The organism is Paenibacillus marchantiophytorum, from assembly GCF_014640555.1.
In the GTDB taxonomy this organism is placed as follows: domain Bacteria; phylum Bacillota; class Bacilli; order Paenibacillales; family NBRC-103111; genus Paenibacillus_E; species Paenibacillus_E marchantiophytorum.
In genome coordinates, this window is sequence record NZ_BMHE01000004.1 from 55,242 (window position 1) to 81,743 (window position 26,502).

22 protein-coding genes are annotated in these 26,502 nt (G+C 43.6%); 3 read left to right on the top strand and 19 right to left on the bottom strand.

Annotated features, from left to right (window positions below; translation table 11 throughout):
- Window positions 1-5: 5 nt before the first annotated feature.
- From IEY34_RS05800 to IEY34_RS05810, 3 genes are all read right to left on the bottom strand, one after another.
- Complete coding sequence (locus tag IEY34_RS05800; protein ID WP_189008942.1) at window positions 6-686, bottom strand: 7-carboxy-7-deazaguanine synthase QueE; 681 nt, start codon at window positions 684-686, stop codon at window positions 6-8.
- A complete protein-coding gene (gene queD / locus IEY34_RS05805) occupies window positions 686-1,159 on the bottom strand; it encodes a 6-carboxytetrahydropterin synthase QueD (RefSeq protein ID WP_189008945.1) in 474 nt (157 codons plus the stop codon). Before queD ends, IEY34_RS05800 begins: the two co-directional genes overlap by 1 nt.
- A gap of 62 nt (window positions 1,160-1,221) precedes the next feature.
- The gene (locus tag IEY34_RS05810; RefSeq protein ID WP_189008949.1) at window positions 1,222-1,503 is read right to left on the bottom strand and encodes a hypothetical protein; all 282 of its coding nucleotides are present in this window, start codon (window positions 1,501-1,503) and stop codon (window positions 1,222-1,224) included.
- A 160-nt stretch (window positions 1,504-1,663) separates the two neighbouring features.
- Here IEY34_RS05810 and IEY34_RS05815 point away from each other — a divergent pair, with 160 nt between their 5' ends.
- Window positions 1,664-2,293, top strand: coding sequence for a nitroreductase family protein (locus IEY34_RS05815; RefSeq protein ID WP_189008952.1), 630 nt, complete (start codon window positions 1,664-1,666; stop codon window positions 2,291-2,293).
- A gap of 65 nt (window positions 2,294-2,358) precedes the next feature.
- Here IEY34_RS05815 and IEY34_RS05820 read toward each other — a convergent pair whose 3' ends face one another.
- Window positions 2,359-3,441 (bottom strand): hypothetical protein, encoded by a 1,083-nt coding sequence (locus IEY34_RS05820; protein ID WP_189008955.1) that lies wholly within the window; start codon window positions 3,439-3,441, stop codon window positions 2,359-2,361.
- A 157-nt stretch (window positions 3,442-3,598) separates the two neighbouring features.
- Here IEY34_RS05820 and IEY34_RS36580 point away from each other — a divergent pair, with 157 nt between their 5' ends.
- Complete coding sequence (locus IEY34_RS36580; protein WP_229757502.1) at window positions 3,599-3,685, top strand: YjcZ family sporulation protein; 87 nt, start codon at window positions 3,599-3,601, stop codon at window positions 3,683-3,685.
- A 56-nt stretch (window positions 3,686-3,741) separates the two neighbouring features.
- On the opposite strand, the gene IEY34_RS05825 is transcribed toward IEY34_RS36580, so the two are convergent.
- The 8 genes from IEY34_RS05825 to IEY34_RS05860 form a co-directional block, all read right to left on the bottom strand.
- Complete coding sequence (locus IEY34_RS05825; RefSeq protein ID WP_189008958.1) at window positions 3,742-5,178, bottom strand: glycosyltransferase; 1,437 nt, start codon at window positions 5,176-5,178, stop codon at window positions 3,742-3,744.
- A 5-nt stretch (window positions 5,179-5,183) separates the two neighbouring features.
- A complete protein-coding gene (locus IEY34_RS05830; RefSeq protein ID WP_189008961.1) occupies window positions 5,184-7,262 on the bottom strand; it encodes a hypothetical protein in 2,079 nt (692 codons plus the stop codon).
- Between the two features lie 110 nt (window positions 7,263-7,372).
- Window positions 7,373-8,179, bottom strand: a complete 807-nt coding sequence (locus IEY34_RS05835; RefSeq protein WP_189008965.1) for a Cof-type HAD-IIB family hydrolase — start codon at window positions 8,177-8,179, stop codon at window positions 7,373-7,375.
- A gap of 60 nt (window positions 8,180-8,239) precedes the next feature.
- Window positions 8,240-10,495, bottom strand: a complete 2,256-nt coding sequence (locus tag IEY34_RS05840) for a glycoside hydrolase family 78 protein (RefSeq protein ID WP_189008967.1) — start codon at window positions 10,493-10,495, stop codon at window positions 8,240-8,242.
- Window positions 10,468-15,192, bottom strand: coding sequence for a CARDB domain-containing protein (locus IEY34_RS05845; protein ID WP_189008970.1), 4,725 nt, complete (start codon window positions 15,190-15,192; stop codon window positions 10,468-10,470). Before IEY34_RS05845 ends, IEY34_RS05840 begins: the two co-directional genes overlap by 28 nt.
- 53 nt (window positions 15,193-15,245) lie before the next feature.
- Window positions 15,246-16,304, bottom strand: coding sequence for an S-layer homology domain-containing protein (locus tag IEY34_RS05850; protein WP_189008973.1), 1,059 nt, complete (start codon window positions 16,302-16,304; stop codon window positions 15,246-15,248).
- 472 nt (window positions 16,305-16,776) lie between these two features.
- On the bottom strand, window positions 16,777-17,526 hold the full coding sequence (locus IEY34_RS05855) for a pseudouridine synthase (RefSeq protein WP_189008976.1): 750 nt from the start codon (window positions 17,524-17,526) through the stop codon (window positions 16,777-16,779).
- A 5-nt stretch (window positions 17,527-17,531) separates the two neighbouring features.
- Entirely contained in the window at window positions 17,532-19,061 is a 1,530-nt protein-coding gene (locus IEY34_RS05860) for an RsmB/NOP family class I SAM-dependent RNA methyltransferase (protein ID WP_189008979.1), read from the bottom strand.
- A 183-nt stretch (window positions 19,062-19,244) separates the two neighbouring features.
- Between IEY34_RS05860 and IEY34_RS05865 the strand changes: the two genes are divergently transcribed.
- Entirely contained in the window at window positions 19,245-19,754 is a 510-nt protein-coding gene (locus IEY34_RS05865; RefSeq protein ID WP_189008982.1) for a thioredoxin family protein, read from the top strand.
- 35 nt (window positions 19,755-19,789) lie between these two features.
- On the opposite strand, the gene IEY34_RS05870 is transcribed toward IEY34_RS05865, so the two are convergent.
- The 7 genes from IEY34_RS05870 to IEY34_RS05900 form a co-directional block, all read right to left on the bottom strand.
- Entirely contained in the window at window positions 19,790-20,893 is a 1,104-nt protein-coding gene (locus IEY34_RS05870; protein ID WP_189008985.1) for a GerAB/ArcD/ProY family transporter, read from the bottom strand.
- An 11-nt stretch (window positions 20,894-20,904) separates the two neighbouring features.
- Window positions 20,905-21,138, bottom strand: a complete 234-nt coding sequence (locus tag IEY34_RS05875) for a hypothetical protein (protein ID WP_189008988.1) — start codon at window positions 21,136-21,138, stop codon at window positions 20,905-20,907.
- Between the two features lie 7 nt (window positions 21,139-21,145).
- A complete protein-coding gene (locus tag IEY34_RS05880; protein WP_189008991.1) occupies window positions 21,146-22,345 on the bottom strand; it encodes a Ger(x)C family spore germination protein in 1,200 nt (399 codons plus the stop codon).
- Window positions 22,346-22,363: 18 nt separating this feature from the next.
- Complete coding sequence (locus tag IEY34_RS05885; protein ID WP_189008994.1) at window positions 22,364-23,962, bottom strand: spore germination protein; 1,599 nt, start codon at window positions 23,960-23,962, stop codon at window positions 22,364-22,366.
- Window positions 23,963-24,139: 177 nt separating this feature from the next.
- Window positions 24,140-24,559 carry a DUF309 domain-containing protein gene (locus IEY34_RS05890; RefSeq protein ID WP_189008996.1) on the bottom strand — a complete coding sequence of 140 codons (420 nt, stop codon included), beginning with the start codon at window positions 24,557-24,559 and terminating at the stop codon, window positions 24,140-24,142.
- A 3-nt stretch (window positions 24,560-24,562) separates the two neighbouring features.
- Window positions 24,563-25,360, bottom strand: coding sequence for a GTP diphosphokinase (yjbM, locus tag IEY34_RS05895; protein WP_189008999.1), 798 nt, complete (start codon window positions 25,358-25,360; stop codon window positions 24,563-24,565).
- A gap of 26 nt (window positions 25,361-25,386) precedes the next feature.
- Window positions 25,387-26,484: a quinone-dependent dihydroorotate dehydrogenase gene (locus IEY34_RS05900; protein WP_189009003.1), complete on the bottom strand. Its 1,098-nt coding sequence runs from the start codon at window positions 26,482-26,484 to the stop codon at window positions 25,387-25,389.
- Between the last annotated feature and the right edge of the window lie 18 nt (window positions 26,485-26,502).

Sequence of the window (26,502 nt, forward strand, 5' to 3'; positions counted from 1 at the left end):
CTAAATTAAACGCCTCGCATTGCCGGGTCCCAAATGATTTTGTGCAGCTGCATATTGAGTTTCACCTTGGACAAGCCCGCGCTCAGCATATGCTCGACAAGCTTATGCGGCGGCATCGTCTCCCACACAGGGCTGAACATTGGCAGCGCCTTCGTGGGATGCTGCTCCAGCACGTTCACCGCGGTGGAGAAATCGAGCTCGCTGCCGATGACGAACTTAAGCTCGTCCTGTTCGCGCAGCAGCGCGAAATTGCTCATAATCATCTGCTCCATCTCTCCGGAGTCGGGCAGCTTGAAGTCCATAATGTAGCGCACCTTAGGCGATGCTACCCGCTCCACAAACATCGCGAGATCGATCGCGCCATTCGTCTCGATGTGCAGGTCATCGACCTGCTCCAGCTCGGCGAGCGCTTCAATTAATGCGAGCGACTTCTCGCCGTACAGGAGCGGCTCGCCGCCGGTCAGGCAAATATGCCGGGAGCGGAACGAACTGACCTTGCTGACAATCTCAGCAATGGTCATGACGTTCTCCGCTTCCGCCGGCGGGTAGCTGTACTTGGTGTCACACCAGGTACAGCGCAGATTGCAACCAAAAAGACGGACGAAGATCGTCGGGAACCCGGCACGGGTTCCTTCCCCTTCAACAGTCTCGAAGATTTCGACCATCGGAATGCGGATATCTCGCATTACACATCCTCCTCCATCATGGCGCGCGTGATCGCCGCGTAGCTGGTTGGCGTCTCCCACAAACGAATTTCCTCCAGCTTAATCGCCGGATACAACTGCTCTTCCACGAGCGCTTGGTGAATTTCTTCATACATCCAAACGATCATATTTTCAGCGGTTGTATTCATAGCCGGCAGAACATCATTCAAATATTTATGATCCAAACGATCAATGACCCGTTCCTTGGCTATACGTTTAATATCCCCAAAATCTATCGCGATCCCCCGGCTATCCACTTGCCCACGCATAATAACTTGAAGCTTGTAGGTATGGCCGTGCAGACTTTTACATTTTCCCTCGTAACAATGCAAATGATGTGCGCTGTCAAACGTAAACTCTTTGGAAATCAGAACGAATTTATTGTGATATTTTAATTGGTTCTCTTGGATGTCACGCCCCAACAATTGAACATCTCTGGGGATTTCGTAGCTCATATCTATCACCTCATAATAATAAAAAAACAGTACTCTACATGATAGCATGAGGAGCACCATCCTCACAATCCATCCGATGGATTCCTTCTCGCTCTGGGCGACCAGTCCAAATGGCTGCGAATTTCCTGAATCCTCTCATTCTCATCTCTTAAATCCGATTCAATAAGAGCTGTCAAGCTTTCAATCTGATGAATCACCGTATCGGGGAGTTCAACTTCCTCCAAAGATTTAACAATATATAACAAACATTGCAGAGTCTCATCCATCAAACTCTTCTTCTTCCCCGTGAGCACAACCTCGGATAGAAAAACAAGATGACTCAGTTCTTTTTGCGTCAATTTCAAGAGGCCCCCCCCTTCCATGCTTTCATTATCCAACATTTTACGACATCACGAAAGACTCTCTTGACAGTTTTAACTATAACATTTATGATTACAGTATATTTTGTTAGTAAATAAACCACACTATAAAGAATTCATTTTTATTTCCTGGAGGGAAACCCTAATGAGCACACAAGTACAAAACGAAGTATTAAAAGTATTGGAAGAGCGTCACTCTGTCAAACAATATCAAACAGGTCACCAAATTCCTAAAGCTGATCTGGATGCCATCCTGACTGGAGCTTCCTTAGCACCTTCTTCCTGGAACCTGCAGCACTGGAAACTGCTCGTCATTGACGATCAAGCTCAAAAAGAAAAATTACTGCCAATCGCTTATGGACAAAAACAAATCGTTGAAAGCTCTGTGGTTATCGCTGTTCTAGGAGATCTGGAAGCTAACAAAAATGCGGATGCTGTTTTTGGTCCAGCTGTAGAAGCAGGTTTCATTCCTCAATCCGTAAAAGACAGCTTGGTAGCTCAAATCGAAGGAGCTTACCAATATCCGCAAGTCGCTCGCGATGAAGCTATCCGTAATGGTTCCTTGGCTGCCATGCAGCTTATGCTGGCTGCTAAATCCCTTGGCTATGACACTTGCCCAATGGGTGGTTATGATGCTGGCAAATTCGTTGAAGCTTTCAACGTACCTTCCCGCTATGTACCTGTTATGTTGATCAGCCTTGGATTAGCTGCTACGCCTGCAAGATCTGCTGGCCGTTTCTCCTTGGATCAAGTTGTCGTTTCCAACACTTTTTAATAAAAAATGAACAAAAGGCATGGCTTCCATCTGAGTATGGGAGTTCATGCCTTTTGTTATGTGAGTTAATGGAATGGATCCGTTTCAAACCATATTTCATCGATAAGCTTATTGCGATATAGCATAGACACATTAAAGGTTTCATAGTCTTTTTCTTTATCCAGCTCGTCCAGTAATAAAGAAGCGATTAACTCTCGGTCATCCGAATCACCAGGTTCCCGGAAATCAATAAACCCCGTCAACTGCCGAGAACTGACATCAACCGTAGCTGTGCCTATTGGCAAGCCGCCATAAGACTGTTGATAGATTTCATACGTTAACGTATCCCCATCATCGCGAGCCATTACAATCGTATAATCCTCCGGATTAGGCGGAAGCGTCGCATCGCTATGGATATCTTCGACCAAATCCAATAAATCAATATGCGTCAACTCCACCGTATCAATCGTTTCTCCGTTATATATCATATTGAAAATGAACGTATCCGTCTCATCTTCATTGAAATCGGCAACAACTAACTCCGTCACCAAATCCATTTCTTCATCAAACGGATCAAATTTCCAGATGACATCACCAATGACATCCGAACCATATACATGCGTAGACGCTTCAGCCACCAACTCTGAATCCTTATCATAAACATGATATTCTACACGATTTCTGTTCTCCGCAACAATAACAAGCTCATAACCATGCTGCTTCTTACGCTCTTGAATCATATCCATTTGGTCCAGCCCATAATCAGCATCAATGTCATCGAAACGCGTCTCATCGCTCACCCATTCATAATTGACGGCTTCATCATGGGATTGCCGGATATCCGCCAAATTGTCCACCTCGAATATAGCTGGCTGCATAGCATGATCTGTCGCAATGACAAAGTCATACTCACTGTAACTGACCAAAACCTCGCATTCCTTAATTCCACAGGCATCAATCACATCTTGAATATACGATTGTACGAACGCATACACCTTTTTCTTGTTTGCGATCGTAATCGACTGCTGCTCCAGATGAATCGAGCCTTTAAGTCGATCCGATTCCCTGTAGACTAGCGTTAACGTACCGACAAACTCCCCATTATACATAATATCGCAGACTTCGCCGCCTGCTGTTTTCAGGTCGGGTCTAAGCATAATATCGGCCACGACTTTACTCGCCTCCTCTACAGATCTTATTATAATTCTTCTGTAGATTCCCCCAACATCGACCAATTTATGAGTAATCAGGATAAACGTCTATACACATTTATCCCTTGCTTCATATGCTATCTTATAACTAGCTTCAAGAAGGAGGGAAATCCACATGTCAGCAGTCGGTGCACACTCATCCGGGGCCATCTTGGTACTCTTTATTTTATTGGTTATTATCACTAGCGCTTTTGTTATTTAATTTAAAAAAGCAAAAAGAGACGGCATCCACGTCATGACGTTGGAACCGTCTCTTTTTTATGAATTCATAGATTCATTTAATCGTTGGCGTTCGTTTTCTATGGCAGTGATTTTGGCTTTCAGCCTTTCACTAACTTCTTTTTGTTGACTGTGCTTGACGAAAATACCTTTGGCTCGGCTTAATTTACCTGAGCGCATGGCAAGTTCGCCCAAAGCCACCTCTACCTTCCACTCACCGAGTTTGTAATCCGCACTCACACTGCCACGATAGTGAGGCAAACTGGACAGCGATTTCTTATAGCTGATCTCCGCTAATCGCAGCAAGGCATCCGCTTGCTTCACCCGAACCTGAGCCAGCATATAGTGAGCATCCGGAAAATCGGGATGACTGGCAATCAGCTTGTGACAATACGCTTCCGCTTCAGTGAAATTCGTGCGTACCATCATAATCTGATATAGAAACTTATACACATCAGGCATCCTGCCAAACATCGGTGTTTGCAGCCCCAGGCGCTCCGCCTCGAGCAACGCGGCATACGCCTGGTTTTCTTCGCCAATGCGAAGCGACTCCCTGCCGTAATACAACCAATGACCAGGGTTCTCCGGTTCTTCGAGTGTCATAAGCTTCAACAAGCGCAGATTTCTTGCGAATTTGGCTCTGCTTTGCATGACAGAAGGTTCGTAACCGAAATGAAACAATCTAATTTTAACCGCGCGTCGGTACATATCATTGTGGAAAATCCCCTTGTCAGTTCCCACTTGTTCATGCACACGCCCATAGAATCTAAGCCCTCTGCGCATAGGAAACATGCGAACTTGTGAGAAATCATGGTGAATCGTGCCACTCACTTGATTCAAATGCCAAACGTGCAGGGCAGGAACCGCATCCAAATGATGAAATACACCTGCAGCTTCTCTCAAAGAAGCGATGTCTTCAGAAACCAACACATCATCCGCATCTACCCAAATCACCCAGTCGGATTTCACATGCTCAAGACCTATATTGCGTGCCGCGGCAAAGTCGTCCGTCCAGGTAATTGGAACAATCTTTACCTTAGGGTACTGAGCAGCAATAAGGCGCGTCTCATCCGTCGAAGAGTCTACGAGGAGAATCTCATCTACAGCTCCCTGCAAAGCTAAGATGCATTTTGCAATATTAGACGCTTCATTTTGAGTTAAAATAGCGGCAGTTACGGTGACCTTGGGCACCGCGAGCAGATCATCCATATCCTCGCGGGGCTCACCAGCCGCAAGTTGATCCAACCGCTTATAAATATGGGCTGCCCACTGCGCTTGAGGATCAAGCAGCCAAGCGCGGTCGAAAACGCGCTTGGCTGCTTGGCCTTGATTTTGAAGCAAAAGAGTTTCGCCTAGCATGACCCATAGTTGCGCGTCTAGCGGGTTTTTGGCAAGAGCCTGTTTAAGTTCGGTTTCCGCAAGAGCAAACTGCTTATTCGTAAGGAAACTTGATAGCTTATCTTGTAATTGATCCATACTCACTACCCTGGAAGTGGCGGCTGGATTGGTTTGATGAAAGGTACGATAAATTTACGACTTCCAAATTCGGGATCTATGATAAAGACCGTTTGGGTATGCATCTGATCATATTGCGAAATACGTACAAAAGAACCTGTTTCAAACGATAGAATTGCATTATTATCTGAAGTTATGAAGCTTCCATAATATCTTTTTCCATAATCAAAAGACGGATATAACCGCGAAAAGCTGATAGCTGGATCACCACTGTATTGCGTATCGTAGGGAGAGATCACATTGATGGTAAAATCACTCTGATACATGATATATTCCGACTCCTTCAATACAGATAAAACTTGAATAGCTGAACTCGTGTCAGCCTCCAATAAAGCAGCATCAAATTTCAAATAGTGGTCTTCGTAGACACTGGCTGTTACTGATGATTGATTTTTTGATCTAAAACTGACAATGCTTTTGTCGTCTCCAATTCCCCATCTGCTTCTGTAATCCACAATGAAGCTGCTCGTTCCTGCAGCATTGGATTCGTACATATCCATTCCGTTGATACTATCAGGGAATAACCCTGAATTGTTATTGTTAATGGAAACGTCTAGTTCAGTAGGTACTTCGTGTTGAGAATCATAGGCAAATATCTTGTCTATGCTCCCACCGTGATTAGGGATCATTGAACTTCTAATAATGCTTCCCTCGATACCTAATGTTTCTGCGCTGCCACCCGAATGCAAAACTTTAATCTCATAATGCATATTATCATTTTCAGGATCTGTAAACATTTCGCTTAAATCAATCTCTGAATTATTGGATAAATGAAGAACAGCGTTGCTCGGATTGTAATCTGGATTTGAATGTGTTGAAAAATGATGAACAATTTTGTTTGTTAAATTCAATACAGGGGAGCCATTTTTCACAGTTACCGTGAAATTTGGACCTACATGTTGAGCGTAACCATCGCTATATGATATTGAAAATGTTGCTATACCTTCACGGTGTGGCACTAGCGTAATATTTCCTTCTTCATTAATTATTGTTGCAATGTCAGAATTTGAAGAAGCAAACGATACTGAAATGTTATCTCCATCTGCGTCAGTAAAGAAATCTTTTACTCTTCCAAGAGAGACGTTCCTCCTAGCGGTAACTTCACGATCATTAAAAGGATTATTTACGTTCAAAACAGGAGGATGATTAATCGTACCTGTGCCAGTAATATTAACAGTAACCGGTCCAACCGAAACTACCCCACCCTTCCCATCACGCGCGAACACCTTGAAGGTACTGGTCCCAATTGATTTAGGATCAATTTTCCACTGAGTTTGAGGTTCCTCTTCTGATCCTCCTTCTTCTTCGACAGGGTAATACTCTACGATGTCGGCAGAATTACCACTTAATTTAACGATTGAAATTTGAATTTCATCCCCGTCAATATCAGCGAAAAAGCTCTGAAGATTTTTCAATTTCAGTTTATCTAGGTCTGTCTCGTTTTTGTCAATCGTATAACTAGTCACAAATGAACTTGGTGTAATTTGATATGGAGCATGATTGCCTTCCGTAGTTCCAGGGGCTTTGGCGGGGCCGATTGTGGAAAGAAGATTTTTTATCGAATTAGCATCCGAATACTGCGACGGGTTAGCAATGATTTTTTTGACTGTTTCTACGATGTCAAAGTTTTTAGGTGCAGTTAACGTATCGTCCACGGTCACATCAAACGTTTCGACGAATCTTAGCCCATCATTACTATACTTAATTGTGAAACTAGCTGTCCCGACAGTAGCAGGATTAATTTTCAACAAGCCTGCTGAAGTTAAATTCTGATCAAGGTTAGCAACTGCTAAATTGCTTGAATTGATTTCAAAATTGTTACTAGGTCCCCTAAAAATGGTTTTCAAATCGATTACATTCGAATATCCGTTTAAAGGAATCACCATATTACTTATTTCGTTGACAGGTACGGGTGGTGGCAGTTCATTGGCTGATACGTGAACATCAAGCGGCGTTCCCCCAACGAAAGGCATCGTCACTAACGCAGTCGTTAAGGCAACCTTCATTGCTTTTCCCTTTTTCCTAGACTTTAACTTTTCTCCCAATCACATCACGTCCTAACCTAGTATTCTTTCTCCCATTCTACCATACGTAATAATATGGAAAAACCCCCAAAACGACAAAAACCCCCAAAAACCGGGGATTTAATCGGAATTTAATAGGACAAACAATACTTTATTAAAGCTTCATGCACACCTTCATCATTATTAGATGATGTTATTACATCCGCAGCCTGCAAAACACCCTCTGGAGAATTGGCTACTGCAACGCCAAGACCGGCGAAATCCATCATTTCCAGATCATTGAAGTAGTTGCCGATGGCCATAATTTCACTAGGATCTATCTCTAATGACGAAGCCAAAGTCTTCAAAGCATTCCCTTTATTCGCGATCGGATTCATCACATCAATAAATAAATCTCCGCTGCGAATCATTCGCAAATGTCCATATAATTGCTGTTCTTCCCAATCTTGCTGTACGCGATCGAGCACATCCGGCTGGCTAAAAAGCGTATATTTGACGATCGGCAGCCCTAGCTCTGATACGCTCGTAACAAGCTTAGGGGTAATCAAAAATTTCTTGTACATCTGTTTCTCATAATCACTTATGCGCTCAATATACATGTTGAATGAAGTGCAAACATCAAAATGAATGGCTTCCCTTCTTACATAATTCAACATAGGCTCAATTTCAGGCACTGTAAAAGCAAACTCGTTAACTAACGTGAGTCCCCGCTCATCAGCGTAAACCGTGGCAGCCCCATTATGGGTAATCATCGTTCCTTCCAATCCCAATTGCTGAAGAAGAGGCAACGTGCTGTCCGGTGCTCTTCCTGTGCAAAGGACGATATGACATCCTTGATCATGAACTTCTTGAATCGTTGCAATCGTCTTTTCTGTTAATACATGGTCGTCATTTAGAAGCGTTCCGTCTACATCCAGAGCAATTAGTCGATATTTCAAAGTTTTCGCTCTCCTTGTAATTCGCGTTTAGATCGTTTTATTGTAACATAGGACCATTGGTTATTGAACCCTATGTACACCAACTGATTTATTCACATTCCCTATGATTTGGATCGGGATATCTTCCGATTTAACAATCCCATTCTTATATTGGATGCGAAAATGAATCGTTTGTAATCCTTCCGGCAAACCCTCTGAAAAAGACTGAAACTTCGGATCAAATAATTCACCCTGAAATAAAACCGCATCTCCTGCTAAAGCCATCAAGCGCTCAGACACATAAAGGGGCTGCCCATCTATCCCCGTCGAATCGATCCATGCTGTCACTTCCTCCACTGGGGCCGGTGAACTGATGCTGGATACTATGAAAATTTCCCCAGAATAAAATTCTTTAGGAGGTACTGATGTTTGATGACCGCTTTTCTCATGCCATATCAGCCAATTAGCTGTGTAATTCACACTGGATTGAATCGTTAAAGGAAGTACTGTCATCCATTTGATAACCGTTGAAGAGAGAAAATTATCAGCAACAGTTAACGAAATCTTATACGTGCCTGGATTTAAGAAGAGATCTGTCACATCTTTCGTGGAAAATTGTTTGACAGTCCCATCGGGGTGCTCAACCGTCCATAGAGCAGATAACTTATCACCGTCAGGATCCGTTGATAAATTGTCGATCCGAACACGATCACCTTCCCAAACTGGCTTAGGGGACCAATCAAAATCTGCTGCCGGTGCGCGATTTATGTAAAACCACGTTTGGTCCGAATAGTCAGACCAAGCAATTCCATCAAAAACTCGAACACGCACACGAAGCTTCCCCCCTGTTGGCAAATCTTGATTCACAACCCAACTTCCTGAATTAGACATCGTTCCTTGATAGAACTGACCGGAATCCACAACCATAAGGTTGTTGGCTTCATTCGTAATCTGCAGTTGGAAATACATATACGTTGTGGCCGGATCAGAATCAGATTGATTCCACTTAAATGTAGGCCTTAACTCTGAAAAAATAGTAGGCGTCGTCTGCGACCCACTGGGCACAGCCAAGCTGGCTGTTGGTGGACGATTAGTCATAAACCAACCCGAGTTTGACCAATCAGACCAGTACTTCCCATCGTAGACACGAACTTGCTTTTGTAAAGGTTTTCCGTCATTCGGCAGCAGCCCTATGGGGAACGGATTCTCAGCAATCCATGAAGTTAACCGTGTGTAGTAGGAACATCCGTACCTCGACCCAGAGTCCGAATCCACGCTGCATCCAGATTCATAGGACCCACTTCGTGAAACATCATAATAACCCCCAGCAGAGGTGTACTTCAGCTGCATTCCGTTCTCATCCAAAACGCGGTATTGCCAACTTTTGAATTCTGTATTCGCATCAGCATCAGATTGGTTCCATGATGGGATCAGTGAAGTTCCTGTTATTGCGGTTGGGTTTGTTCGAGTTCCGTTCGGGTATGTCAGCCACGCATTTGGCGGAAAGCCGCTGCTCATGTATTTTTCATCCCATCCAGACCATAACCCCAATTCATCCTGAACCCTTACTCTAACTTTATACACTTGATTACTGTTCAAGGTCATATAGTAGGGGGCCGACATAGGGACGACTGTTCCATCACTTATTGCATTCGCTGATCTGACAACATTGGGATTATTATAGCTAATCCAACGGTACTGAGGATTGCTATAATAATCGTACCAGTAATACTGCACATCAATTTCGTAAGCCTTAATCATACTGTCAGCATCATAATCTACAGCTTTCCACGAAAAAAGCGGATTCGTAGTGGCAGATCCCGAGGGATGGTCATAATCCACACCAGAGGGTGAGGTAAGTTGAACAAAAGGAACATGATTAATCGGTGGAGCATTGAGCCAAATAAAAGCTTCTGCCCAGTCAGACCAAGCGCCATATTCATCTTTGACAGCCACCCTGAACGTGTACATGCCCATTTCTTTTACTCTGCTTATTTTGCCTTCAACAGAGGTGCCATCAGGTAAAATGTACTCGTATTTACGATCAAGAATGCCTCTATTCGCACAGTAATTGATCCCTGTAGATTCCGTCGAACAAATTCCTTCTGATAACCAGCGATCCGGATCGTAGCTTTGATCATCATAAGTCACATTATAATAAGGATCCTGTGACACCTGAAGAACGCTAATCGGCCTTCTGTGAATCAATACATTTCTGGCATATGGATCTGATTCCGATTGGTAAGCTTCGAAGGTAGAATTTGGGAAAGCATAACCACTAGGCGCGGGATCATCCGTCCCCCACAAAGTCATCCGATAGATACCAACCTTGTCCAAAAGTTTAATTGGATCTCCGTAACAACTTCTCCATGGAAGGCAGAGAGGCCACTTTTGCCATCCCCGGCATCTAGAAACTTCGCTGAATGGGTATGCTCGTATTGCCATTTGTCCTTGACCTTAAGGTGTGGATCTAATTCTGGGTCATTAAACTCCGTTTGATAAGTCAACGCTTCACCTGCTATACCCACATCGCTTATTTGATTGGTGTCGACGATGGGAATCTTCACCGAGACATTACGAAACTGCGAGCCAAAACCTCCAATAAATGCTCCATAACTACCCGAATTAAACGTACTGTCAGAAACATCAAAAATCGGCGTCGCTCCCATCCTTACTTTTATTTTCGAGCCTCGGGCAGATATTTTAAAATTAGTAAAATCTGTTGTATGTAAAGCTATCGAACTTGAACGCAATTCAGTTCTTGCACCGTTTATTATTTTGGATAGCGATAATCGGTTGGAAATCACTTCTAGCCTATACATATTAGAATGATTTTGTGCTCTGAAACTAATGCCCGATGGAGAATTGACACTGTAGTTCGGATTCGTCTGCATAAAATCAAAGTAATAATCAGCGTCCGAGAGATCCGTATCCTTCTTCAAAATTTGCCCCAACTCGTTCGCACCATAATCTGGTTTCGTCACTACTGCACCTTTGATCCTGTAATAGTAATACTTTTCGTAGGAACCCGTATAATCATCATCATAACTCGATATATAACTACCCGCACTGCAAGAGCCGCATGAAGTACGCATAATATTATAACGCCGATCCTTATAGTGACGCTCGTGTGCGATTACATAAAACTCTCCATCAGCCCCGAAACCTGCACCATCCATCGTAAATTGATAATCTTCATACAAGACAGAATAACTTTTCGTATTAGTAGGCCTCATTCCAGCAGTGGTATATTCGGCAAGCTTAACTGCATGCTTGTTGGCGATAACTATTTTATTCAAACCGTCAACGACATACACGAAACCATCGGCCGAAACCGTAAACCGTATATCTCGAAATGACTTTCTTTCTGTATAGTCCCCGCCATTTAAATAATTGGCATCCCCACCACTATGTCTCTCAGCATCATCGTAAGGAACACTACTAATGTCAAGCCTTGTAGTCACTCCTGTGTGCTTATTGTAGGATGTCAAATAATTAGTAATGGTGCCCCTATTGCCCATGCTGTAATTACTGCTATTCGTACTACGACTGTAATTGTAATATGTATTGTTATCGTCGCTATGCCCAATAACAACAACGTCAGCATCTTCGTATGTTGCACCACTGGTCAGTGGAGGTCTACTAACCGAAGATGTCGGAACGATCACACCTGTTTCTACATCAATCCAATCCGAAGAATCACCGCCACAGTACCAACAATAATTGGGTTTAAACAAAGCAGCAGGAAGTTTTATTTTCGTCCCATCATCATTAATCTCCATAAAAGAAGAAGTACCTGCTTGATAAGATTCGGTAGGTAGCTGCAGGTAGTTTAATACACTATAACTTCTATATTCAAAACTTTTCACCCAAGAAATATTCCCACTGGCACCTGTTCTTGTGTAATCACACCAATAATGATAGACATCATCGTCGTCGCTGTAATCCGCGTAAAAATATTTACAAGTTAAGGAGTAGGAACCTCCTTTGGCATCATAGGATAAATAGTTCCCAGGATGACTAGCTGTCGCTCCTGAATAAATACCTGTTTCGTATTTGACAACGGGCTGAGAATAAGGTTTTCCCGTATTTACATTGATTGTACCCCCCGTTGAATCAGCCACAAGCGTAGTTACCAACAATCCACCAATCGAGGCAACGCCATACCTCTTTCCAAGGAATTGAGTGCTGAAAAGCTGAGGAACGTTGTAGCTATGACTCGCATTCATGCCTAGTGTAACGGTTGAAGGTGTAAAAACAAGATTTGCAGCTGGTGCGTTGTAAGGAGCCTTGCCGTAATGAGACGTAAAACCTTTCGTCACCGTGTTATAGGTAAGTCCAATATTCTTTACTTTATCCAAATTTGAATGGATCAGACTGGAACCTTGCCATATATCTCCAAAAGCCATAAGCATCTCATTCTCTTGCATGGTATTAAAAAGTGGCGGTTCCGGATTTGCACTAGTCACAGTAAAAGAAACCTCTGGCGAATCATTTGTAATATGAATTGGAAACTGTTTCGTATCCGTCAAACCCCAGTCTTCCGTGGTCTGAACCGTAACTCGATATCTCCCCACTTGACTTGCTGGAAGCGATGTATAACCACCAACTATCAATGGTATTGCTATGGGGGAGTGCTCTTCATAATTCCCATCATTATCGCTGTCATATTGATAACTTGCTGTTGTAGCAACAATGATATCGTTATCTGGACTAAAGGACATATCCTTAAAAGGGACATTCCCCCGAACAGCCATCAGCGGTAAATTAATTAAAGCGACAGGTGGTCTGTCTTCCTCAACATGAATTTGTTTAATGGCTTTATTCTCTGGTAAATTTCGCACTCCGTAATTGTCCGTAACTTCAAGCGTTATGGTTTCAAAACCCACAGTAGGATAAACCAGATGTTTATTGGTCCAAAATTGCTGTGCAATTGTTCTATTTTTTGCTGGTTTACTGCAAGCTCCATTTATTGCATTGGCTGGCAATGGTCTATTTTGAACGACACGATTAGGAACGTTTATACATGGCATTGGTTCGGGGCGCATAATTTGGATGGTTGCTTCTTTTTGTGTGCAAGCTCCTATTGGGTCACACATTCGTGCCGTAATCATATGATCGCCTACCGAGTTGGGTGCAGTTAGCCCAGTTAACTTATCCTCGCCTTTTAAATAACCTTGCGATGGAAAGCTTTTTATCCACGTGCTTGCGCTTTCGGCGAACCGCCATTCAAAAGTGACGATATCATCATCAGGATCATAGTGATTTGGAGCAATTTCAGGTAATAAACGAACATTCAGTCTATCGCCCACTACAGCGTCCATAATAGGTGTACGGCTATAATAATCAATATCTGCAAACCAGCCAATCTCAAATTGGGGAGGACGGTTGGGTGGCTTAGGTCCGATCGTAAAAGTACCCGTACCAAAATAAGATATCCCTCCACAGCTATCTTCAAGCTTATATTCGATTAATACATTTCCACTCTCCAAGTTTCCTGGATACCCGATATATCCCATCATCCCATAGGAAAAAATAGAACTGTCGCTAGTAGAAGAGGCCTTCAACGTGCTCCAACCATATTGTACATAGCCCCCTGTTGCTTGCGATAAAACAAACCTGCCTCTCACAGGCGTACAACCAGAAGGAATCGTCCAATCCGCTTGTATAATATTGCTTTCTTTCCACAGTATTGTTGGTTTATCTGCTTTCGTAGTCCCGCTGAAATTGCCACCACTCGGTGAGCAGCTAGACTGGGGCACTATCATTTGACTCAACACATTGTTGGTTGAACTTGACTCGGAGATTGAATCATTGGAATCGACAGAAAGTGTGATACTTTTCGTACCACTGAATGTGAAGGGGACCACCTCTGTAATTGTTTGTCCAGAACTGACCCCTGAGGTGTAGGTGAAAGCTTTGAAGACTGCACCATCTGCAGCCACCGTTACACTAAAAGAGGAGCTGCTTGGTATATCAATACCTAGATTTTTAAACTTGATCGTGATGTTGGTACTAACATTCAAGGCAACACAGGAACCTGCGTCGATGGAAAGCGCGGCAAGATCGGGTTTGACTGGCGGGGTGTAGGTTACGTCTATGTACATTTGGTATTTGTAGGTTGTTCCTTTCCATAGGCCTATGGCGTACATTTGGTAGTTGCGTAGTAATCCTCCTGAGCCGTCTGTGTCGTCCGCATCTTCAATCTGCAAGGCTGGAACTGTATCATCCAACAACATCATAGTTCTAATCATACCATTACCAGGGGAATCCCCTTTTCCGAATGCCAAGGGGATGGCTCCATATGAGTTGTTAGGCTTTTCAGCATTATAAATATTTATTGAATTCTGAGTTAGCTTATCACGATCTGTAATATCAGCATTTGTTCCAGCTACATTTGCTTCAGATTCTGATAAAAACCATTTGTCAGGCATACTTACACTATATGCGGTTGTGACTGCATACCCTTCTTTAGTATAATCAGCAACTTTATCACCACTAGCTCCATTACTAGAGTACAGTGATGATTGATATGAATAACGTAAATCCGGTCCAAAAGTACTAATATCAGAATAGTCGAACTGAGAGTTAGTGTACCTCTTACGTCCATACATGGGTATTTTCCCAGGGTACGATGATACTGCTCCATTAACTACTCCATTGAATTCTATTGGAAATGGTGTTTTGGTAGCATCATGCTCCCAAATCATTCCTTTAGGTTGGCGGTAAATTTGATGCATCGGTTTTGTGAGAGACTTGCCATACAAGTTTGATCTTTCCCCTTCAAAACTTGTTATTTTGATTGAATTTGTTGTAAATGAAACCGCACCACCTTGACCAGCATGATAACTTGAAGAAACACTTTCAATTGAACCATCAAAAAAAATGCTAATATCCTGCTCAAATGTTTTATTAGGTGCTGATGAATACTGTGCCGCAACTGGTGTAGTTGTATAAGCACTTTTCTCAAAATCGTAGTACAGACGAATTCCTGTAGCAGCTTTTGCTCCATCCAAATAAAAAAATTGAAACATAAACTCTAAAACAATCATTAGAAGTAAGATAATAACTATTACTCTGCGCAGTACTACTCACCTTCCCTATTGTCTGCTAGACCTATATGATTGTTGAGAATGTCAAATACTAGTTCTTTATATGCAAATTTTTTTTCTATTGAATAAGCAACATACCCTTCTTGTACTTGTGTTTTATCAAACATAATCCAACGTTTAAGTTGTTGACTTCTGAGAAGAAGTTGGTTATTTGTATTTAGCAAGTACAATAACTGATAAGGATGCAACTCACCTGTTTTACTTACTCCAATTTCACTTACAGCAACTGAAAATTTAGCCAGAACTACAACATTTTCAACTTGAATTGTATCTTTGTACCAAGTGCTCATATCAACCAATTTCATATAAGGATCATCAGCATCACTCGGATCCGCAATAATCAGCTGGTTCAGCTTCACCGTAACTCCTTCCCCATAATTCCAAACCGTCCCAATCTCCTTGGGTTTCAAACCCAGCATCGTCCCAACATTACTGCCAGTAGCATCAATCTCTGCCTTGCTAGCAGCATACTTATCGACGGGCAATTGCTCGCCGCGTTTAACCGCCAGAATACGCTCAATGACTGTGATCGCTTGTGCGCGGGTGCTTGTCCCATATGGCGCTAAATCCGTTGTGCTTATGCCGTGAATTAACCCCAGTGATGTAGCTTCTTGCATTGTACCCTTAAGCGCATTATCTGTGCTTCTTACAGATAACATCGCCATCTCATAGCGTTGTAACGGCTCCGCATAGCCCTCTGGAAATATTTCAGGTATGACACCTTTTTCTTTCAGACGATCTGTATAAGGTTTATACCATCCATCTCCTTCTTGCTTGTTAACTTTCTCACCTGTAGCTGCAGCAATTATCTTGATAAACTCTGCACGTGAGATGGAAGTATCAGGTTTAAAATTCCCATCGGCATAACCGTCCACATAGCCAGATTTAGCTGCATCCCGAATCGCTTGCTCGGACCAATGCCCAGAAATATCCTTAAGTTGGTCCACGCCTTGTGCTAGAGAGTTGTAAACATCATATCCCAACGATCCTGCACAAATAACTGAACATACGAATAAAATAACTTTCTTTTTCAACTCATGACCCTCTTCCTTATTCAATTTCTCATTTGCTGTTTTTTATATTATTTTGTTTATCAAACTGCCATAAACAGAAAAAACCGCCCTGTAATCGCATAATACTTAGCGATAACAAAGGCGGTTCTTCCGCAAGAAATTACCAAAATCTCATAATCAAAAAATACCATATAATTATATTTTTGTAAATCAAAATTTTGGAATACATTATGCAATTGGAGTGAATATTTGTAAATTACCTGATCTATTGGAAAATCTCCAACAGAAGAGCCCTGCAAAGTGAATTTAGACGAAAAACCGTGCGTGTCATTGGACAAATTCCAATAGAAGTCAGTTAAACACGGTTAAAAAAGAGATTCTATTGGATTTTTTCCACTGAAAATACCCCAACCAACTAAATTATCATTTCCTGGTTGTTATATCCTCTATGCCCCTCCAAGTGCCAGACGCACGGTTTCATAGCCGGCATAATTTACTGAGATTCATGAGCATTCTGCAGAGCAACAAGCTCCTCTTTGCTCAATTCTCTCACTTGCCCCAAAGCCAATGAGGGATCGAGAGCGATGGGTCCCATGGAGATTCGTTTCAAATAGACGACTTTTTTGCCGATTGCTTGAAACATACGCTTCACTTGATGAAATTTACCTTCCATTATTGTGAGTTCAATCTCAGCATGTACCCCTTCGGACTCACTTCCTCCCTCCAATATGCGCAAATTACCTGGAAGCGTCTCATAACCGTCGTCTAAGGTGACCCCCAGCGAAAAAGATTCACGATCCGTTTCAGTAACCTCCCACTCCACTTTAGCAAAGTACGTTTTGGGTACATGCTTACGTGGTGAAAGCAGATTATGTGCAAGCTTGCCATCATTGGTTAGCAAAAGGAAGCCTTCTGTATCCTTATCCAGTCGTCCCACAGGAAAAACTTCGAATGGAGCATATGCTGCGTCCAATAGATCAACTACGGTGCGATCACGATTATCTTCCGTAGCAGAGACAACGCCTTGAGGCTTATTCATCATCAGGTAAACGAATTCACGGTACAGGACTGTTTCTCCATTCACTGTGATGACATCGGTATCGGGATTCACCTGCATACCGCTATCTTTGACTTTAGCGCCATTGACGATAATCGCGCCTTCTTTGGCAAGGCGTTTGAGCTCAGAGCGAGTGCCAATGCCCACATGGGCGAGTATTTTATCGAGCCGTTGTGTTTGTTTCATGGCGATTAATTCCACCTCCAGCCGGGCGGGTATTCGTTCTTGAGCATCCCATCGTGCCATTTGCCCCAGCCGATGGGATGCTCTTCAATGCAGACCAGGCAGTAGCCTTTGGCTGCCTTGGTCACTTCCAGGTCGCGGATAATCTCGCTCTCCGCGACTTCGAGCGTCTCGCCCTTCAGGTACCTGAGGGCTCGCTCGTCGCTCGAAGCCAAGCTCAGCGCTCGCTTGGCTTCGCGCATGCGCAGTCCCATGGCTAGCGCATGGGACGGTTCGAATCGGCCGCGGTGCAGCGAGCCGATGTACCAGCCTGGCCGCACGACTTTCAGTCCGTGCAGCTCGGGCAGCCCCGCCGGCGACGCATACGCGTGCTCGCCGTAACAGACCAGCCGCGCGGCGGCGAAGGGCTCGCTGCGCAGCAGCTCGCCCGCGAACGCCAGCAGCGGCTCCAAACTGACCGCGTGAGGCGCTGCCTCCACGCGCCCTTTGCCCCGCAGCGCCTCACGGCCGCCGCGCTTCTTCACCCCCACGTCAGCGTCACCCGCACTCGCGACCCGCTCCTTCAGTTCCTCAGCACTGACGGCTCCCGCACTCGCCCCAACTCGCTGCAAAACAGCCACATAATGCCCTTCGCCCTTCAGTCGATGCGGCCAAAGCCTAGCCGTTCCCGCTACCTCCGCCAAAGCGCGAGGTGAATACGCCCCTTCCTCACACCAAGGAGCTCTCAGCCAGTCTGGATGCCCAGCGCCAAACTGATCGACAGGCACAACATGGAAATCTGCATGGCGATCCAGAAATTCAGCAATCTGCGCTTCATTCTCCTCTGGAGAAAATGTGCAGGTAGAATAAACAATCCGTCCTCCGGGGGCCAGCATCTCAGCTGCTTGTCCGAGTAATTCCCTTTGCATGTGCGCAAATTCTTGGACGGAATGACGTTCCCACTGCTGCATCATGTCTTCTTCTTTACGAAACATTCCTTCTCCGGAACAAGGCGCATCGATCAAAATTTTATCAAAATACCCCTGGAAAACCGTCAACATCCGCTCCGGTTTTTCATTTAGAACAACGGCATTTCTTACGCCCGACAACTCCAGATTTTTAACTAATGCCCTCACGCGATCCGAATGAATATCGTTCACGACAAGTACCCCTTCGCCTTGCAGCTTAGCGGCAATCTGAGTCGATTTCCCTCCTGGTGCTGCGCATAAATCCAGAACTCGCTCGCCAGGCTCTGCTGCCAGCAACTCTACCGGAGCCATCGCGCTTGGTTCCTGAATATAGTAGAGGCCTGCATGATAGTAAGGATGTTTACCAGGACGCTCGCCCTCTTCATAATAGTAACCATCCGCAGCCCATGGCACTTTGGTCAGTGTAAATGGACTTTTGGCCAAGAACTCCTCTTTACTGATCTTAGCTGTATTCACGCGTATGCCAAACAATCTCGCTTCGTCATAGGATGCCAGGAATTGCTCGAATTCCTCTACACCCAGTAAATCAATCATTTTATCCCTAAAAAGGGTCGGTAACTGCTTCGTCATCCAACATCTTCTCTTTCATCTATATTCTCTATCTGAACGATTAATTAACCTATTCTTCCGATAACCTATCGGTATTATAGCTGAACTGTCACCAAACAGCCAATTATTTTCAAAATACAAACAGGATATGCTATACTTTTTATAGAAGATAGTAGATAGTAAACATCATAAAGAGGTGCATGAATGAAGAAGCTGCTTATTTATCTTGGCATTGTTGTTGTTTTATTCGGGGGCTTATATTTCGTTAATCAACAGTCCACCAAATCATCGGATCAAGCGAATGCGGGCAATCCTTACGGCGTAGCGGCGTCCAAATTGAACCCGGAAACCGTTAAGCAGTTAACCGATCCAAACTATCAGAACTTGATTCTTCCTAAGGACTTGGATCAAAGACTGAAGAACAAAGAAACTTTTTTCCAATATTACTACGCTTCCACTTGTCCGCATTGCAAAATCACCACGCCTGTTCTTGTTCCCTTGGAAAAAGAACTCAATGTTGACGTGAAGCAATTTAATTTAGAAGAATTCAAAGATGGCTGGCAGAAATACAAAATCGATTCAACACCTACCCTTGTCTATTATAAAAATGGCGTAGAAGTGGATCGCATGGTTGGCGGTGTGCCTGAGCAAGGTTCAACTGGCGGCAACACACCTGAGATGTTCAAAGCCTTTTTCCAAAAATATAAAGGTTAATTCATCAACAAAAGCAGCGGATATCCGCTGCTTTTTTACTTGCTTAACTTATATTTGCGCTTTCGCAGCATCGCTATTACCAGTAAGATTAATGGAATAACGAACCCGAAAGTAGCCGAGTAAAAAAGCCAAATTTTCGTAGCAAATCTCATAAAATAGGCAACATCGGGGTAGGAGACAATGGAAAGAACAATCAGAATCATCCCCAGTGGCAAATATAGCTGCCTGATTTCCTTCATTCTGAACACCTCGCCAAACGTCAAGGTCGCAGCGTAGAAACAGATCGTCAATTTAAAATAGATCGTGATAAACCAGATGCCAGCCATAATAACTTCCAAACGTTCAAGGAAAGATCCGATGCTAATTTTCTTGGCCAAACTATAACTGGGATACATTTGAACGGATGTTAACTTATCACCTAAAACAAGTATGGAAAAAAGCGATATCAGGATCAATAACACCCCGCCGATCGAAACCCCAACCAGGAATGACTTCCCTAGTTTCTTCGTCGAGTTAATAAATGGAATAATCATTAAGAAAACAACAAGTTCCAAATAAGGTGTTCCAATCAAAGAAACAGAAGCTCTTACAATCGGCTTGAGGCCATAGCCCATAATAGGCTGCATGAATTTAACATCTACTTGCGTAGGCAGGAAAATAAACATCAAAAAGAAGAAGAGCAGCACCCAGGGCAGAAAAATTTCTGATGTTCGTGTGAATGTTTCCAAACCATTCCGAATCCCCAAAATGACAATAGATAGAAAGAAGATATGTGTAAATTGCAACGGCGTATCCACTAATACCTGGGTTGTAATGAAGTCCCCTAGGTTCCTTAGAACTAGCGCAGCGAGAATAAAGAAAAAGCAAAAGTAAAGAAAACCTACCCCTTTGCCAAGCCATGTTCCCATAAGTTCTTCACAATATGTAACGAGCGTTTTGCCTGGAAAGCGTCCCCCTAGCGAGTACAACAGAACCACCAGAAGTAAACCGACAAGCAAGCCGAGCAGTGCCGCAATCCAAGCATCTTGTTTGGCATCATAAGCAAGTCCTGAAGGTGCTATGAGAATAGAGCTGCCGACTGTAAAGAGAATCGTGAGGATAGTGAATTGATGAACACCGATTTTACCTTTCTCAATCATTACAGACACCTCTACTTTAGGATACCAAAAACATAATCGCTTATAGGCTTATAAATATAAGTAATCAAATCTAGCGGGTTGGGGAGCTTCACACGCAATTCCAGCAGAATGCTAAGCAAGGTCCCTATGAGAAGGATTGTAAAGAAGATCCAGCTTTCCAGCTTTAACTTTTTCTTCAGCAGCGAAGGACCTTCTAGGAAACCAATGATAGCACTGATGATAATGGTCGTAATAGAAGTTAGCACAATGATTTCACTCCTCCGAACGCTCGATCAATGAATTATTTATGGTCCCTAGACGTCGAATTTGCACTTCAACGCTAATATGAACGTTCAAATCTACAAACTCGTTTTCCCAATTCGATTTTATTCGTGTCCAAGTCTTAGGCGCTGCATCTTCAATGGCCTCTCCAAATCCAAAAATATCAGCCTTATTTTTCTTCGCTTTCTGGATAACACTCTGCATAACACTGATTAAATTTTTTTGCGCGAGTTGCTCTAATTCCGTTATCGTTTGCGGATCCAGCAAATCAATTTGGCACTGAACCTCGCTGATATTCTGCTCCAAATAAACACTAAGATTGATCTCAGGCTTGCCATTGACGATCTTGCCTTTCATTTTCGTCTTTTCCCGGATGATTTCTACGGATAACGTTCCATCCCCTTGCGGGCAGGTCAGATGTCCCATGGTACTTTTGACATTCCCCATAACATAGTTGTAGCCCTTGCTTTCTTCTTCGTTCAGCCAATCCACTAACTTGTCTTTCTTGAATAGGGCTAACCCCGAATACTCTAAGATGGCCCCAGGCGAGGTCAGATTTAAATTTGATTTATTCTCTCCTTTTTTACTGTCTCCTGTTACGATCAATCCTGTCAGTACAGCCTCTCTTGTTGGATCTCCCAGATTGGTTAGAAACCGGTCTAATTGAACACTTACCGTCGGTGACCAGGATTTCTCCGAAGTTTCCAGTGTCTTAAACATTTTATTGGCGGGTATCCTCTCGATTGGCGTTAAAATCTTCAAGACTTTGTTCGCTGTTGTCCCTTTGGCAACGATGATATAGAAGTCAGAACGCACTTCATGATCTCTGGAGACACCGTCCATCACTTTGGAGATGCCATGCCGGGCAAGTTCTTCCCCAATCACCAAAATCCGCAAATGAGAAGCAAAAATTTTCCGCGGAGCCATCGTTGTCATCTTCCGAACAGCCTCCAGCGTTGAGACGCCAGTAGCTGATAACGTGGTAATCGGAGTGCTGTATCCACTCCCTTTTTTGGCAGCAACTTCATTGGGATTTACGATTTGTGAGGTAACTAAAAATTCTTTGCCACTCTTATCGAATCCCATGCCAACCGTGATAGCCAAATCATTCAATTCATGTCGATCCCAGCAGCCGGAGAGTACACAACCAAGCAAAGTAAGTATGCATAAGATACAACCCACCTTCTTCATACTGGCTGAACCCTCCTTCTACTCCCGTTCTGGCTTCGTTTGCGGAGAATTGTTTTCCCGGATTTGATTCTTAGGGCTAATAAAGCGCGGTCTTGAGAAAAGCCCCCACTGCGGCAATCTGATAATGGTATCTTTCTGATCTGCTAGGACAAAAGGAGCCATTGGCGACATGTAAGGCACACCGAACGAACGCAAGGTGCACAAATGCTGCACCATCCCGATTAATCCAACCGTAATTCCGAATAAACCAAATGTGGCGGCAAACATCATCAGAATAAACCGTAAAATACGGATCGGAATCCCCATGCTGAATGCTGGAATCACGAAGTTGGATATCGCGGTAATCGCAACCACGATAACCATGGCGGGAGAAACCAATCCCGCATCTACGGCACCTTGTCCGATGACCAAGGCACCAACGATCGATACAGCTTGGCCGACCGTCTTAGGCAGACGTACCCCAGCTTCACGCAAAATCTCGAAGGTTACCTCCATCAAGAGCGCCTCGACAAAAGCTGGAAAAGGGATGCCTTCTCGCTGTGCGGCCAAATTAAAAAGCAAAGAACTAGGGACAAGTTCTTGATGAAAGGTCGTAACGGCGATATAAAATGAGGGAGCCATCAACGAAATAAAGAAACATATATATCGCAAAATGCGAATCAATGTAGCAAATTCGGAACGTTGATAGTAGTCTTCAGCCGATTGAAAAAACTGCACGAACAGCGCAGGCGCTTTCAGGATAAATGGCGTCCCATCCACCAAAATGGCAACGCGGCCCTCCAGGAGACCAGCGGCTGCCACATCCGGCCGTTCTGTATTGTACATCGTGGGGAATGGCGTAAAGGTTTCGTCTTGAATAAGCTCTTCAATATTGCCGCTTTCCAGAATGCCGTCAATATCAATTCGTTGTAATCTTGTTCGTACTTCCGCTACAATTTTGTCACTCGCAATACCGTTAATGTACATCATGGATACAGTCGTTTGTGAAACTCGGCCAATCTTCATCGTTTCCAACCACAAATTTGGACTCTTGATCCGCCTGCGAATGAGTGAAATGTTCGTCCCAATTGATTCCGTGAATCCGTCTCGCGGTCCTCTCACAACGGATTGCGTGGAAGGCTCTTCCACAGATCGTTGATCTCCACCTCCCGTATTTACGGAAAAGGCAAGCGGATGGCCATTGATGAATAAGATAGTTTCACCGCACATCATATTTTCACATAGTTCGGCGAACGTCCCCACTGTTCTGACTTCTCCGCTGGTTCGAAGCATGTTTTTAACCAAGTCTGGGTACAAATAGAAGCCGGTATTGATCTCTTCCATCAACTGTGCCGATCTTGCGCTCAGCGTAGACATCATATCTTGAAAAAAAGCCTTATTGACTAATTGTTCCAAAAAAATATAGCCAATCCTATGATCGGTCTCGACATCCAAACAGAGATCACCCGTTATGATATCAGAGCTATTGCCAAAAATCTTTTTCACTTGCGCGATATTTAAGCTGGTATCTTGAAAAAGATTCTGACTAAGCTCTGGCTGATCGGGCATCTGGGCAGGCGGTGTAAGGATTCGTTCACGATTAAATATTTGATGTAGCGTTTTTTTCCATGTTCTCATGCTTTCGCCACCACCAAGCTCTAAAAAATTACAAATGTCTTATGGCAAAGTCTCCCCTATATTTTGCAAAATTATGTATTTTTCACCGATCGTTTTAATTTTACATAAATAAAAAACCTAGAACTGCACTTTAAGCTTTCACTTAAAGTGCAGTTCTAGGTTTTAATCTTTCTAATCTTATTCGCTATGCTCATGTTGAGGCGGATCCAGCTTTATTTTCTGAAGAAGCTGTTCAAGCTCCTCGTCCATAATTCGAATATCCAAATCATAAGGAGCGAATGGTTCTGTTTCGAATCGAAGCAGCTTAGCTAAGTAAGCTTGACTGTCTTGAATCAATTGGCCCAAATTAATTCCAAGTGAATCAGCAGGATACGGAGCAAGCTTATCTAAGCCTGCACTAAATAGTTTAATCGACCCGCTTACGTTCCCGTTCGCATGATGATAAAGGCCTACTGCAACCTGCAGTAGACCTTGATACAAAGGGCTTCGGCCTTCCTCCAGCCAGAGCTCCTCCATGACTTCATGACACTCAAAATAGTCCCGTTGATCATTGAAATAGTACAAATAAGCGACATATAAACGATCATAGGAGCCCATAGATTAGTTATGTTCTCCTTTTTTGGCTCGGAAGATCGCAGCCTCAATATCAGCAGACAAATCACTTAATCCATCTTCGGTTTCCCAGATTTCATTAAATCTTAGCTGAAACTGTGCAGCCTCCCGCACACGATAATAGAAGTAAAGCTCCTGAATGTTGTTAAGCACTTTATTGATGAGATTCGAGTTATCCTCAAACATCTTCTGAGATTCCACAATTTCACCGCGTATACTGGACATCTCTTGATCTAATAGATATGCAGCTTCAGCCGCTTTGCTTAGGCGAGACCTAACATCTTCTGGTAATTGCTCTTTATATTTATAATTCAAAGAATGCTCAATCGTTGCCCAGAAATTCATAGCTAGTGTCCGAATTTGCACTTCCGCTAATATCCGTTTCATGCCTAATGCCGTTTGCACAGGGTATTCAATAATGATATGAAAGCTGCGGTAGCCGCTTGGTTTCTTATTCGTTACATAATCTTTTTCATAGACTACGTTCATATCTTGCCGACTTCGGATCAGAACTGCCAGACGTTCGATGTCTTCTACAAACTGGCACATAATTCGAATGCCGGCAATATCTTCGATGCCTGATTCCAACTGATCCATTGGCACACTTAACCGTTTGGCTTTTTCCAGTACACTCGATATCTTTTTGACACGTCCTGTAACGAATTCAATAGGAGCATACTCTTCTCTGCTTTTAAGTTCGCCACGCAACGTTTTGAATTTTACTTTCAACTCTTCTACCGCTTGTTCGTAAGGCAGGAGAAATTTCTTCCAGTCTCGTCCATCCATCCTTTTATCCTCCGTTTCGAAAGAAGTCAGTTCTGATCAGCACCGATTGCCTGGGAAATATGAGTAAAGCCATCTCTCTTTAATAACTCTGCCAACCCTTGATTTATTCTCGACAATAGGCCTGGACCTTCGTAGATTAAGCCGGTATACACCTCAACTAAACTCGCGCCAGCACGTATTTTGTCATAGGCATCCTGAGCCGTGAAAATCCCGCCCGCCCCAATAATCGGAAGCTTGCCTTCCGTTAATTGATAGACGCGTCTGATAACTTCCGTGGAACGATCCGTAAGAGGGCTTCCGCTAAGCCCGCCTGCTTGTTCACGATTCTGATGCACAAGCCCCTCTCTGCTGAGCGTTGTATTGGTTGCGATGATGCCGGAGACGCCACTTTCCTTAATGGATTGCACCGTTAATTCCAGTTCATCGTCCGTGAGATCAGGCGCGATTTTAACCAACACCGGTTTGCTTGCGTGAGCACTCTTTTGCTGTTGAAGCTGCATTTCGGCAGTGACGGCATCGAGCAATCGCTTCAAATCATTCCCATGCTGTAAATTACGCAAATCAGGTGTATTTGGTGAGCTAATATTCACTACAAAGAAGTCACCATATGTATATAACTCGCGAATACAAGCCCGATAATCCTCTTCGGCTTGTTCATTCGGTGTTGTTTTATTTTTACCTATATTAATGGCCACCGGGATCTCCCGTTTTCCTGTCTTCTGCAGATTTCTAGCCATTTCATCCGTGCCGACATTGTTGAAGCCCATCCGATTGATAAGCGCTTTGTCCTCCGGAAGACGAAATAGCCGCGGCAGCTCATTGCCCGGTTGTGGTTTTGGTGTAATTGTCCCAACTTCCATGAAACCAAAACCAAGTTGTGAGAAACCTTTGACAGCTTTCGCATTTTTATCTAAGCCTGCTGCCAGGCCTACCGGATTTGCAAAGTGCAAACCCCATAGTTGCTGGGCCATCGCTTGTGATGGGGCAACGCCATACATCGCTTTAAGAAGTTGTTTTCCTCCGGGAAATTTACTTACGGCACTTAGGCCGTCAATGGTTAAATGATGCGCTTTTTCCGGATCCATTCGGAACAAAATTGGTTTTCCTACATTCTTATACAGCATGTCCTATGCACTCCGTTC